The organism is Arthrobacter sp. FW306-05-C (assembly GCF_021801725.1).
GTDB lineage: Bacteria > Actinomycetota > Actinomycetes > Actinomycetales > Micrococcaceae > Arthrobacter.
In genome coordinates this window covers 675832-689032 of record NZ_CP084556.1, presented here as the reverse complement: position 1 = coordinate 689032, position 13201 = coordinate 675832, and the positions used below count along the sequence as shown (strand labels likewise).

Below are 13201 nucleotides of genomic sequence, written 5' to 3'. Positions count from 1 at the left end.
TTCATACTCTCACGGCCTATCCGCCCGGGGCCCGCCAGGAAGCTTCCTGGCGGGCTTGTCCGCTGCGGGCACAATCAGCAGCACCGGCCCTGCGGGTTGCTGTCCTGGCGGTCGGTCCGGTCCCGCCAGAACTCCCGCTCACTCAGGGGTGCCTCATGGTGCCCGGCCGCCCTGTGGTGTTCCAGGTACTTGGCGTAGGCGTCAGCGCCCATGACGCCGCCCAGGTAGCGGGCGAAGCCGCGGAATCCGCTGGCCACCAGGGCGATGCCGCTGCTCATCAGTGCCCGGCCCGTTCCAGGCGGGCGTCGGCGGGTACTTTCTCCCACTCGGCGGCCAGCTCACGTTCGGCGGTCGTCGGCAGCAGCCCCGCGGGGGCGAAGACGCGCGACGGAACGAACGGGTCCTCGTTGTCCTTGGTGGCTGTCCCGGCCGCCCTGTCACGGAACGCCTTGACCGTGGCCAGTACCGCCGTCGCAATCACGATGATGCTGAGCACCACGAAGATCACGGACAGCCAGCCCTGGATAGCGGTGTTGCGGACAACGGCCTCCATGGCGGCCACGGACTTGGCGGTGCCGAACTCGGTCTTGCCGTCCGCCAGCGCCTTGCTAAAGGCTGCGTTGTTGGCGAAGTACCCCACTGCCGGGACGGGCGAGAAGATCTTCTGGTAGCTGGCCGTGATGGTCACCACCGCGGCGAAGGCCAGCGGCAGGGCCACGATCCACAGGTACTTGAAGGTACCGCGCTTGGCGACGATGGCCAGGCACACGGCCAACGCAATGGCGGCCAGCAGCTGGTTGGCGATGCCGAACAGCGGGAACAGGGTGTTGATGCCGCCCAGCGGATCGGTGACCCCCATCAGCAGCACGGCACCCCAGGCAGCGACCATGATGGCGGTGCAGAGCCAGGCGCCCGGCCGCCAGGAGGCTTCCTTGAACTTCGGGACGAAGTTGCCGATCGAGTCCTGCAGCATGAACCGGGCAACGCGGGTGCCGGCGTCCACAGCGGTGAGGATGAAGAGCGCCTCGAACATGATGGCGAAGTGGTACCAGAAGCCCATCAGGGCCGTGCCGCCGACAAACTGGTGCATGATGTGCGCCAGGCCCACGGCCAGGGTGGGGGCGCCGCCGGTCCGGGACACGATGCTCTGCTCGCCCACGTTCCTGGCCGTCTCAGACAACAGGTCCGGGCTGATGTTCACCCCGGCCAGGCCCAGGCTGTTGACCCAGGTGGCTGCAGTTTCAACGGTTCCGCCGGTCAGGGCAGCGGGAGCGTTCATGGCGAAGTACAGGCCGCGGTCGATCGAGATGGCGGCCACCAGGGCCATGATGGCCACGAAGGATTCCATGAGCATGCCGCCGTAGCCGATGTACCGGGTCTGCCGTTCCTTCTCCACCAGTTTGGGGGTGGTGCCGGAGGAGATCAGGGCGTGGAACCCTGACAGCGCGCCGCACGCAATGGTGACGAACAGGAAGGGGAACAGGGCGCCGGAGAACACCGGGCCGTTCTCACGGCCAGCGAACTCGCTGAAGGCGGGAACGGTGACCTCGGGCCGGACCACGATGATGGCCAGCGCCAGCATGACGATCACGCCGATCTTCATGAAGGTGGAAAGGTAGTCGCGCGGTGCCAGCAGCAGCCACACCGGCAGGATGGCGGCGATGAAACCGTAGATGATCAGGCCCCACGCGATGGTCACCTTGTCCAGGTGGAACACGGCGGCGCCCCACTCGGTCTGGGCCACCAGGCCGCCGCCGATGATGGCGGCCATGAGCAGGACGAAGCCGATGATCGAGACTTCCATGACCTTGCCGGGGCGCAGGTACCGCAGGTAGACGCCCATGAAGAGGGCGATGGGGATGGTCATGCCCACGGAGAACACACCCCACGGGCTCTCGCCCAGGGCATTGACGACGACGAGCGCCAGGATGGCCACGATGATCACCATGATGAGCAAGGTGGCGATCAGGGCTGCCGTGCCACCGATGACCCCGAGTTCCTCGCGGGCCATCTGGCCCAGGGACCGGCCGCCCCGGCGCATGGAGAAGAACATGACCAGGTAGTCCTGGACGGCGCCGGCAAAGACCACGCCGACGATGATCCAGATCGTGCCGGGAAGATAACCCATCTGGGCCGCGATGACCGGGCCCACCAGCGGGCCGGCACCGGCGATGGCGGCGAAGTGGTGGCCGAACAGCACGTTGCGGTCCGTGCGGACGTAGTCCTTGCCGTCGGCCTTGTACTCGGCCGGGGTGGCGCGGCGGTCGTCCGGCTTGGTGATGTACCGCTCGATCACCTTGGAGTAGAAGCGGTAGCCGATCAGGTAGGTGCACACGGAGGCGAAGACGAACCAGATGGCGTTGACGGTTTCACCACGGACGATCGCCAGCATGAACCAGGCGACGCCGCCCAGCAGGGCAATGGCGGCCCAGAGTGCGATCTTGGCCGGGGTCCATTTCCGGTCCTCGGCCTCAAGCCGGGCCTCGTCCACGGCGGGCGGGGGAAGATCCGGGTCCGTGACCAGTCCGCCCTCCGCCCGGGATCCGTTTTTCCGTTGGTCAGGCACTCCGGCCATGTCTCCTCCTTGAGAGTTTTCACACTTCTGCCATGGGCACCCTACCAATGCGGGCCAGTCATAAAGCGGCCGACGGCGGCGCGGCGCCCGGCCATGCGGTGAACGGCACTGACCCGGCGACGAACGAGGGGGTCTTCCTGCTAGGCCAGGCCGCGCCGGGACAACGGCAGGCCGGAGCGCGTGCAGGCCCATGCGAGCGATGCACCCGCCAACGGAACGGCAACCACGAGGGCGAGCAGGTGCAGCCAAGGGACCTCCACTGCGGTCCGCATGTCCGTGGACAGGACCAGCAGGAGAGCCGGCACTGCCCCGGCCAGCGCCCCCAGCAGGGCGCCGACGCCACTGGTGAACAGGGCCTGGGAACCCGCCAAGGCCCTGCGCAGCCGGGGTGACGCGCCGACCCCGGCAAGGGTGGCATGGTCCGTGCGGGCGTCGGCCAGGGAGAGGCCAGTGGTAATGCCCGCTGCGCTGAACGTGATGAGCGCCGCGGCGGCCACGATGGACCAGGTCATCCACTGACTGCCCTTCGTGATGCCCGGTTCCGCCTGGAAGGGCATGCCGGGCTGACCATAGACAGCAGCGGCTGCAGCGGAGGCGGCATCCGCCTCAGCCTCCGACGGATACTTGGCCAGCTGCACCAGCAGTCCGGTTGGTGCAGGGCGCAGGTCAAGGCGCGCGGCCGTTTCGGGCGAGACAACGCCGTAGTAAGGGACCGCGACGCGCGGTTCGAGCACCACCGCGTCCAGGATGCTGCTCCTGACCACCGAAGGGACAGTGCCTGGCCCTGAGGGTGCGGGCTGGTGGGTCCGCACATCCCGCGCTTGGAGCACCGCCTTTCCTTCAGTGACGAAAACAGGGTTGGTCACCACCATCCCCCCGGCCCTCAGCACCGCGATCGCCTCCGGGGATGCGTCCCGGCCCAGCGCCGCGCGGATGTCCTCTGCGCCGCCCACCAGGATGACCCGGTCGGACGGCTGTTCATTGACCATGGATCCGCTGCACCGCCAGTCCCCCGGGTCTACGAGCCTTCCCTGCGGTGTCTTGGGGCACTCGTTGGCCTGCGGTCTGGCCAGTGAGAAGACCAGGCAATTTGAGGTATCCGTGCGTGCCGGGAGCGCTGGGTCGGCGGGACCTTCCGGACAGCTGCGCAGGCCTTCAGGAGCCGTGACGAGCCGGGTCGATTCGACAGTGCCCAGGGCCTCCGCCAGCGCGGAGGAGAGTGCGGATGCATCCACCTGCCGGGGTGGCTGCCTGCTGCCGTCGGCCGCCGGCGGCGGGTCCACTGCCAGGGGAACATACGCCTGGTTTTCCAGCCCGCTCCAATAATGCCCTGCCCGCAGTCCCGCCTGCTGGCTGGCTGAAAGCACCAGGGCGGCGCTTGCGAGGGTGGCGGCTGCCAGCACCGCGGCGACGGCGGGCACGCTCCGGCCGCGGTTCCTCGCCGAGTCCCGCGCGGCCATCCGGAGCGAGAGGGACAGCCATTGGGTCCGGGACGTCAGGCGCAGGATCAGCCAGCCTGTCACCAGCACCAGGCCGGTAACCGCGAAAACCGCACCCGCAATCAGCATCGTGACCACCAACGGCAATTGCTCCGCCTGCCGGTCCGGGTCCCCTGTGGAACTACCCAGAAGCCAGCCGGCTGCCAGCAGGCCCGCGGCAAGTGCCAGTGCCACGCCGCCGGCCACGGTGGTGCGCGTACTTTTTGGTGCCGGCGTCCGCCCGGATTTCAACGCGCCCAATACCGCCTGCCGGGACACCTGGCGGGCGGGGACCAGCGCAGCCAGGACGCAGGCCGCCAGGCCCATGGCCATGGCGACGGCGGTCAGCAGGAAGTCCGGGTGCAGGCCGGCGAGCCGGACAGAACCGGTGGAGCGAACCACCTGGACGACGGCTGCAGCGGCTCCCAGCCCCAGCGCGGCGCCAACCGCAACGGCAAGGCTGCCAAGCCACAGTCCGCCCGCCGTGACCACAGTCCCGATGGTGGCACTTTCCGCCCCGGCAGACGCCAGCAGCGCCAGCTCGCGCACCTGGCCTTTGGCTCCGACAGCGAAGGCGGCACCAGCCAGCAGACCCACCTCCAGGAGCGCGAGCGCCCCGACAAGGCCGAACGTGGCGTAGACGGCAACCGCGGCCGATGAGTCATCCCGCGGCGGTGAACCGGGCACCCTGCGCTGCTCAAGGGGCGGCGGATTCAGCACCACGCTCCGGGAAAGCACGCCCACCCCTTTGCTGTTCGCTTCCCTGACCTGCTGCCACGTCACCGGCTCCGGTCCCACCACGTAGTAGGACACGGACTGGCGGTTCAAAGGCCCTTGCTGGACACCGGGAGGCACCTGGCTGGACTGCAGGTACAGGAAGCTGTTGCTGTCCGCTGCCCCCGCGTCCCGAATGGTTCCTACGGGAACAAAGGTTCCTGCCGACGTCGTAAATTCCATGCCCAGGCTGAGGTGGAAGCGCGCCAGCAGCCCGGGCGAGGCCAGGACCTCCGTGGCGGTCTGGGGCGCCCGCCCATCCAGGAGCGTGAACTTGCCGGCGAATGCCGGGTTGAGCGCGTCCAGTTCCCTGCCCTGCAGAGAAACCAGCGCGTCGCCCACAGCGGTGGTGAGCGGCAGCATCCGTTGCCGCAGGACCTCATAGCCGGCCGGGATAACGTCGAGGGGATCCGTCCGCTGGAAGTCCGGGTCGAACCGGCCCGTGCTGGAGGCGACCACTGCGTCATTGGACGGGTCCTGCAGGGAGTCCGGGCTGGGAACCGGCAGCACACTGAACCGCGCCTGGGTGTTGCCCAGCTCGTACCGGACGGTCTCCCCGGGTGTGCGCTGGGAACTCTGGTAGAGCGTGGCGGCGCCGGTCAGCCCTGCCACGGGCAGCATGATCAGCAGGATGATGAGGAGGGACCGCCCCTTGTGGCGTGCGATGTCGCGGCGGGCCAGCCTGAGGGCAAGCCGGTGGCTGCTCCGGCGCCAGCGCGGCACCGGAGCCAGGTCCATCGGCATCAGAGTCCGGCCTGCGTCAGCAGCATCGTGGGATCGTGCATGGCGGCCGCCTGGTCAATGATGCGCCCGTCCCGAAGGAAGACCACCCGGTCCGCCCAGGCAGCGTGCCTGGGCTCATGGGTGACGAGCATGACGGCGGCACCGGCGTCGGCGCGGGACCGCAGCACCTCCATGACCCCCTGGCCCGTCGTGGAGTCGAGCGCGCCGGTGGGTTCGTCGGCCAGGATCAGCCGTCGCTTGCCCACGATGGCACGGGCGATGGCCACGCGCTGCTGCTGGCCACCGGACATCTGGTCCATGAAGCGGTCGGCGAGTTCCGGGATTCCCACCTGCCGGAGCGCATCCGCGGCCTGCCGGTGGGCCTTCCTGGCGGAAGTTCCATCCAGCTCCAGCGGCAGCGCCACGTTTTCCGCGGCGGTAAGCGTAGGGACCAGGTTGAAGTCCTGGAAAACGTAGCCAACGGCCCGGCGGCGCAGGCGGGCGAGGTCATTCAGGCCCAGCCCGGCCAAGGGCGTGGATTCGACATAGACAGCGCCCGACGTCGGCCGGTCCAGTCCGCCGGCAAGGGCCAGCAGAGAGGACTTGCCGGAGCCAGACGGGCCCATGACCGCGACGAACTCCCCCGCGCAGATGGTGAGGTCAACGTCGCGGAGTGCGGCGACCGCCGTCGCGCCTTCCCCAAAGGTCCTGCCGACCTTGGCGAGTTCAAGGACCTGCTGCGGCCCGCGGACGCTCACCGGCGGCTGTCCGCGTTGAGCGGGGCGTCTTCCGTGGCCCCGTTGGACGTCTTCCGCGGGGCACCCGTGGCGGCGGCCTGGGCCTGCTGGACCATCCTGGCCTCGCAGAGGTCCAGCCAGCGGACCTCCGCCTCGGTCTGGAAGATCAGCGAATCCAGGACCAGCAGCCAGGCGGTGTCGGCAGCCCGCTGGTTGGCCGCCGTTTCACGGCGCGCCTTGGTGTAGTCCTGCAGGGCACGGATGGAGGCCACCCGCTGGGCCTGGATGATGGCCTGCACATCCACACCGGGCAGGGTGACAGCGAGCGCGAGCTTGATGGCCAGCTCATTGCGCGGCGGGTTGTTCCGCTCCACCGGGGCCGCGAACCAGTTGCGTACCTCTGCTTTTCCGGCGGGGGTGATGCTGTACACCACGTGCCCTTCGCCGTCGTCGCCTTCCTTGGCCACCAGGGCGTCGCGTTCCAGCCGGTCCAGGGTGGTGTACACCTGCCCGATGTTCAGGGGCCACGTGGCTCCGGTGCGGTTCTCGAACTCGACCCGCAACTGGTAGCCGTAACGCGGCTGGTCCTGCAGCAGGGCGAGGAGGCTGTGGCGAATGGACATTTTGCTCCCCCGGGCTAGTCACTGTCGGTATGCACAGGCCCCCAAGACCCGTGCATACCGCGTATGGTCAGCCTAACGCGCGCATACCCTTTGCGCAATACCGGGTATGCATTCGAGGGTTGTTACATAACCAGCAGGACCTTGCCCACATGGTCGCCGCTGTCGAAGTAGCGGTGGGCCGCCGCAACCTGGTCCATCGGGAAGGTCTTGGCTACCAGCGGGCGGATCCTGCCGTCGGCCACCAGCGGCCACACGGCATCGCGGACAGCGGTCATGATGGCGCCCTTTTCCGCCACCGGCCTGGGCCGCAGTGCGGTAGCCACCACGGCAGCCCGCTTCTTCAGCAGCAGCCCCAGGTCCAGCTCGCCCTTGGCCCCGCCCTGCAGCCCGATCACCACCAGGCGGCCGTAGTCAGCCAGGGCCTCCACATTCTGCTGGAGGTATTTGGCCCCCACCACATCCAGGATGACGTCCGCGCCCTTGCCGTCGTTTTGGCGTCGGAGGCTCTCCGGGAAATCTTCCTCTTTGTAATTGATGGCAATGTCCGCGCCGAGGAATGCCTTGGCAGTGCTGACCTTTTCCTCGGTGCCCGCCGTCGTGGCCACCTTGGCACCGAACGCCTTGGCCAGCTGGATGGCCATGGTGCCGATCCCACCGGTGGCGCCGTGGATGAGGACCGTTTCGCCCGGCTGCAGCTGCGCCGTCATGATCAGGTTGGAGTAGACCGTGGCAGCCACTTCAGGAAGGGCTGCCGCGGTGACCAGGTCCACCCCCTCAGGCACACGCAACACCTGCTCTGCAGGGACTGCCACCTGCTGCGCGTAGCCACCCCCGGCCAGCAGGGCCACCACCTTGTCCCCCAGCGAGAAAGGCTTGCTGACGCCGGGGCCGAAACCGGCAATCCTGCCGGAAACCTCCAGCCCGGGGACCTCGGAGGCGCCGGGCGGCGGCGGGTAGAACCCCCGGCGCTGCTGCACATCGGCCCGGTTGAGGCCGGCAGCCACCACATCAATCAGCACCTCACCCTGGCCGGGCACCGGGGCATCCACGTCCCGGACTTCCAGCACCTCCGGGCCGCCCGGCTCCGAAATGTAGATGGCTTTCATGGACCTCTCCCGTTCCTGACTCAAAATCCTGGCTGCAACCAGTGTGCACCGGACACCTTCCCCGGCCTGTTTTGTTGCAGGCAAGTGCCTATGAAACACTACTAGCTGAGGAAGGTTGTCCGAGCGGCCGAAGGAGCTGGTCTTGAAAACCAGTGTGCGGTAACCCCGTACCAAGAGTTCGAATCTCTTACCTTCCGCAAGGGAACCCCTGGCAGCCGGTGACGGCGGCCAGGGGTTTTTTGCTTTAACGCCATTCCCCCGCCGCCACGGACCCCGCCTGCCGACCATGCCGTATTACCGGCACGTAAATTCTTTGGACTAACCCCCTGCCAAAGCCCGGCCGGAAAGCTACCCGCGGGTATCGTGTGTGATTAGCGGCACACCCGCGGGTGCCCGCATCATCACTCCCGCAACAGCACCTTCGGTACGGGTTGGGGAAGCCCGTCCCGGAGGCGGGGCGTTCCGCTGGGGAACGTCCCGCCGAATGCACGCTCCAGCCACCTTGCGTTCATTCAGAGCTGTTGTCCTGAGCCGGACACCCACTTGACCAGGAGCAGGATCCGGGCGCCACGCCCGGGTACAACCTGGACGCACCCCGCCGGGCCACCCACCCGGGACACCTCAATGAAAGTAAGAGCGGATGCATCAAAAAACATGGAAGTTGACGCTGGGCACAGCGTTGTCGGCGGGGCTTATTGCAGCCCCACTGGCAACCGTCCCGGCAGCCGCGGAGGTCTCAGCCGCGGCCGGCACCTCCCCCGTTGTGATCAACGAGGCCTACCTGAGCGGCGGCAGCATCGGCGCCGCCTACAAGAACAAGTTCGTGGAGCTTTACAACACCTCCGACGCTCCCGTTTCGCTTGACGGCTGGTCGGTCCAGTACCGCTCCGGTGGCGGCACCGCGGCACCGAGTGGAGTGGCCGCGCTATCAGGATCCCTCCCGGCCGGGGGCCACTACCTGGTGCAGGGCGGCAGCAACGGTACCAACGGCGCCGACCTGCCCAAGCCCGACCTCGTGGCCGGCGCCCTTAACTTTTCCGGCGCCTCAGGCACCATCGTGCTCGCCAAGCAGCCCACCGCCGTCGGACTTCCCACCGGTTCCGTGGTGGAGACCGCAGGCGTAGCCGATCTCCTGGGCTACGGAACCTCGAACACCTTTGAGACCCAGGCAGCCGCGGCGCCCGCCTCAAACACCGATGTGAGGAGCCTCAACAGGACCGCCGGCGCGGACAGCAACAGCAACGCCGCGGACTTCACCCTCAGCGCCACCATCACGCCGACGTCCTCCGGCGGCGCAGCTCCCGCTCCGGATCCGACGCCGGCCCCTGACCCGGTTGCCAGGACCATCGCCGAGATCCAGGGCACTGGTACAGAAAGCCCCCTGACCGGCGCCACCATCACCACCAAGGGCAAGGTCACGGCGGCCTTCCCCACCGGCGGGCTCAACGGTTACTACATCCAGACCCCGGGCACCGGCGGCGACCTCACGGCCACCAACCATGCCGCATCCGACGGCATCTTTGTCTACTCCCCCGCCACGGTGGGTTCGGTACGGGCAGGCGACTACGTCCAGGTGACCGGCACCGTGGCCGAGTACTTCGGAATGACCCAGCTCAACGTCACGGCGGCCGCTGGCCTGACGAAGCTCACCGACGCCGCACCCGAGGTCAAGGCCACCGCCTTCACCCTCCCCGCCACGGAAACCTTCCGCGAATCGTTGGAAGGCATGCTCCTGGCGCCCCAGGGCCCCATGACAGTGAGCGACAACTACAGCCTGAACCAGTACGGCGAGATCGGCCTGGCCGGCGGGACCACCCCGCTCGAGCAGCCCACAGCCGTGGCGCCCTATGGCTCGGCCGAGTACACCGCCCTCGTCGCGGAGAACGCAGCACGCAGCATCAAGCTCGACGACGGCGCCAGCACCAACTTCCTCAAGGACGCCACCACCAAGGCCGAGATCCTGCCGTACCTGGCCACCACGGACCCCGTGCGGGTGGGCTCGCCTGCCGCCTTCACCACCAACGTGGTGCTCGGCTACGCCAACAACTCCTGGAAGCTGCAGCCACTCACCCACCTCACCGAGGCCAACAAGGACACGGTCCAGCCGGCCCGCTTCGGCGGCACCCGCACCGAGGCTCCCGCAGCGGTGGGCGGCAACCTGAAGCTCGCCTCCTTCAACGTGCTGAACTACTTCCCCACCACGGGCGACACGCTGACCGGGTGCACGTTCTACGAGGACCGGGCCGGCAACCCAATCACCGTCCGCGGCGGCTGTGACGCCCGCGGCGCCGCCAACGCCGAGAACTTCAAGCGCCAGCAGGACAAGATTGTTGCCGCCATCAGCAAGTCCGGCGCCGACGTGGTCACCCTCATGGAGGTGGAGAACTCCGCGCAGTTCGGCAAGGACCGGGACGACGCCCTGGCCAAGCTCGTGGAGGCGCTCAACATCCCAACCCCCGGGATCTGGGACTACGTCCGCTCGCCCGCGAACGCACCCCCGCTGGCGGACGAGGACATGATCCGCACCGCATTCATCTACAAAAAGGCCGCGGCGGAGCCTGTCGGCGAATCGATCATCCACAACGACACCGTTGCCTTCGCCAACGCCCGCAAACCACTGGCGCAGGTATTCAAGCCCATCGGCGGCGGCGCCGGCAGCGAGTTCATCGCCATCGCCAACCACTTCAAGTCCAAGGGCTCGGCAGCAACGCCGGACGACACGGACAAGGGCCAGGGCGCCTCCAACCTCGCCCGCACGGCCCAGGCCAAGTCCCTGCTGGACTTCGCCAACTCCCTGCAGGCAGCCAAGGGCACGGACAAGGTCTTCCTGATCGGTGACTTCAACTCGTACGGCAAGGAAGACCCCATCAACGTCCTGACGGGGGCCGGATACGCCAACCAGGATGACAAGGCACGCAACGCCGACGGCTCGGCCAAGCACTCCTACCTGTTCGGCGGCCTGGTGGGTTCGCTGGACCACATCCTGGCTTCCCCCGCCGCCAATTCGGTGGTGTCCGGCGCGGACATCTGGAACATCAACTCCGTTGAATCCGTGGCCCTGGAATACAGCCGCTACAACAACAACGTCACCAACTACTACGCCCCGGACCAGTTCCGCGCCAGCGACCACGACCCCGTGCTGGTGGGCCTGAACCTTCCGTCCACACCTGCCAGCGTTGACCTGAACTTCCTGAACATCAACGATTTCCATGGCCGGATCGACACCAACACCGTCCAGGTGGCCGGCACCATCGAGAAGCTCCGTGCCGCGGCCGCCCCCGGTGCCACGGCATTCCTGTCGGCAGGTGACAACATCGGCGCCTCCCTGTTCGCCTCGGCGGTTGCCAAGGACCAGCCCACCATCGACGTGCTGAACGCCCTGGAGCTGAAGGCTTCGGCCGTGGGCAACCACGAGTTCGACGGCGGGTGGGCGGACCTGCGCGACCGCGTCATTGCGGGCGGCACCAACGCCAAGTTCCCCTACCTGGGCGCCAACGTCTACCGCAAGGGCACCACCGAACCGGTCCTGCCCGAGTACACCGTGCTGGACATGAACGGGATCAAGGTGGCCGTGATCGGCACCGTCACCCAGGAAGTTCCGTCCCTGGTGACGCCGGCCGGGATCGCGGACCTCGACTTCGGCGACCCCGTCGAGGCCATCAACCGGGCAGCCGCGAAGATCACGGCTGACAAGCTTGCCGACGTGATCATCGTTGAGGATCACGACGGCGCCGGCTCCGGTGTGGTGGAAGGCGCCACTCTGGAGCAGGAAGTGGCAGCCGGTGGGCCTTTTGCCAAGCTGGTCACCGAAACATCCCCTGAGGTTGACGCGATCTTCACCGGCCACACCCACAAGGAATATGCCTGGGACGCACCTGTCCCCGGCAGGGCGGGCGAGACCCGGCCCATTGTGCAGACCGGCAACTACGGCGAGAACGTAGGCCAGATCCAGCTGACCGTGGACACCGCCACCAGGCAGGTGACCAGTTACAAGGCCGGGAACGTCAAGCGCAGCACCGATCCGGCTGCCGATCTGGTCGCCACCTACCCACGGGCGGCCGCCGTCGACGCGATCGTCAAGAAGGCTTTGGCGGACGCCGCCGTGGTGGGCAACCAGCCCATCGGCTCGGTCACCAAGGACATCACCACCGCCTTCACCACCGATGCCACCGGCACCGCCAAACGTGATGACCGGGGCAGCGAGTCCACCCTGGGCAACCTGGTGGCCGACTCCCTGCTTGATTCGCTGAAGTCTTCCGACCTCGGCGGTGCGGAAATCGGCGTCGTCAATCCCGGCGGGCTGCGCAACGAGCTGTACTACGCGCCCGACGGCACCATCACCTACGCCGAGGCCAACGCAGTGCTCCCGTTCGTGAACAACCTGTGGACCACGTCCCTGACCGGCGCGCAGTTCAAGACGCTCCTGGAGCAGCAGTGGCAAACCAATGCTGACGGCACGGTCCCCAGCCGCGCCTACCTGCAGCTGGGCCTTTCAAACAACGTGAACTACACCTACGACGCCGCCCGTGCAGCAGGCGACCGGATCACCGCGGTGCGGGTGAACGGCGAACTGCTGGACCCGGCGAAGTCCTACCGGGTAGGCACGTTCAGCTTCCTGGCGGCCGGCGGGGACAACTTCCGGGTCTTCACCGAAGGCGCCAATACCCGGGATTCGGGACTGGTGGACCGGGACGCGTGGATCGGGTACCTGCAGAAGAGCAGCCCCGTGTCCCCCGACTTCGCCCGCCGCTCCGTGGCAGTCACCAACACTACGGCTGCCGAGGTCAAGCCCGGCGAACCCATCACCCTGGCGGTGTCCAAGCTGGACCTGACCTCCCTGGGCAGCCCGGTCAACACTGCCCTGCAGGCGTCCTTCACGGACGCCGCCGGCACGGTGACGCAGCTGGGGACTGTTCCGGTGGCCTCCGGCGCGGCATCGGTGAACCTGGCGGTCCCGGCCGGCGCAGCGGAAGGCGCGGCAACCTTGGTGCTCACCGCCGTCGAATCCGGCACCGAGGTTAAGGTCGCAGTCCTGGTGGGCGCGGACACCCCGGCACAGCCGGTCTGCGTCCCGCCGGTCAAGCCCACCCGTCCGGCTGATGTCAGGGGCCAGGCCAACTACGGACAGGCCATGGCCGCGTACAGGGCCTGCCTGCGCGGCTAAGACCGCAGATGCGCCATCACT

7 protein-coding genes and 1 tRNA gene are annotated in these 13201 nt (G+C 67.8%); 2 read left to right on the top strand and 6 right to left on the bottom strand.

The window, feature by feature from the left end; all coding sequences use genetic code 11:
- Positions 1-74: 74 nt before the first annotated feature.
- The 6 genes from LFT44_RS03300 to LFT44_RS03275 form a co-directional block, all read right to left on the bottom strand.
- Positions 75-278, bottom strand: coding sequence for a YbdD/YjiX family protein (locus LFT44_RS03300; RefSeq protein ID WP_236801080.1), 204 nt, complete (start codon positions 276-278; stop codon positions 75-77).
- Entirely contained in the window at positions 278-2575 is a 2298-nt protein-coding gene (locus LFT44_RS03295) for a carbon starvation CstA family protein (RefSeq protein WP_236801079.1), read from the bottom strand. The genes LFT44_RS03300 and LFT44_RS03295 overlap by 1 nt, the downstream gene beginning before the upstream one ends.
- A gap of 140 nt (positions 2576-2715) precedes the next feature.
- Complete coding sequence (locus tag LFT44_RS03290; protein ID WP_236801078.1) at positions 2716-5565, bottom strand: hypothetical protein; 2850 nt, start codon at positions 5563-5565, stop codon at positions 2716-2718.
- Positions 5566-5570: 5 nt separating this feature from the next.
- Complete coding sequence (locus LFT44_RS03285) at positions 5571-6308, bottom strand: ABC transporter ATP-binding protein (protein ID WP_236801076.1); 738 nt, start codon at positions 6306-6308, stop codon at positions 5571-5573.
- Positions 6305-6910, bottom strand: a complete 606-nt coding sequence (locus tag LFT44_RS03280; protein WP_236801074.1) for a PadR family transcriptional regulator — start codon at positions 6908-6910, stop codon at positions 6305-6307. Before LFT44_RS03280 ends, LFT44_RS03285 begins: the two co-directional genes overlap by 4 nt.
- A 122-nt stretch (positions 6911-7032) precedes the next feature.
- The gene (locus tag LFT44_RS03275; protein ID WP_236801072.1) at positions 7033-8016 is read right to left on the bottom strand and encodes an NAD(P)H-quinone oxidoreductase; all 984 of its coding nucleotides are present in this window, start codon (positions 8014-8016) and stop codon (positions 7033-7035) included.
- Positions 8017-8125: 109 nt separating this feature from the next.
- Here LFT44_RS03275 and LFT44_RS03270 point away from each other — a divergent pair.
- Positions 8126-8213: transfer RNA gene (locus LFT44_RS03270), tRNA-Ser, on the top strand.
- A gap of 443 nt (positions 8214-8656) precedes the next feature.
- Positions 8657-13180 (top strand): ExeM/NucH family extracellular endonuclease, encoded by a 4524-nt coding sequence (locus LFT44_RS03265; protein ID WP_236801070.1) that lies wholly within the window; start codon positions 8657-8659, stop codon positions 13178-13180.
- Positions 13181-13201 lie beyond the last annotated feature (21 nt).

Bases quoted from the DNA above. Each gene is read 5' to 3' on its own strand.
- LFT44_RS03300 (WP_236801080.1), bottom strand. From the start codon at position 278: ATGAGCAGCGGCATCGCCCTGGTGGCCAGCGGATTCCGCGGCTTCGCC.
- LFT44_RS03295 (WP_236801079.1), bottom strand. From the start codon at position 2,575: ATGGCCGGAGTGCCTGACCAACGGAAAAACGGATCCCGGGCGGAGGGC.
- LFT44_RS03290 (WP_236801078.1), bottom strand. From the start codon at position 5,565: ATGGACCTGGCTCCGGTGCCGCGCTGGCGCCGGAGCAGCCACCGGCTT.
- LFT44_RS03280 (WP_236801074.1), bottom strand. From the start codon at position 6,910: ATGTCCATTCGCCACAGCCTCCTCGCCCTGCTGCAGGACCAGCCGCGT.
- LFT44_RS03275 (WP_236801072.1), bottom strand. From the start codon at position 8,016: ATGAAAGCCATCTACATTTCGGAGCCGGGCGGCCCGGAGGTGCTGGAA.
- LFT44_RS03265 (WP_236801070.1), top strand. From the start codon at position 8,657: ATGCATCAAAAAACATGGAAGTTGACGCTGGGCACAGCGTTGTCGGCG.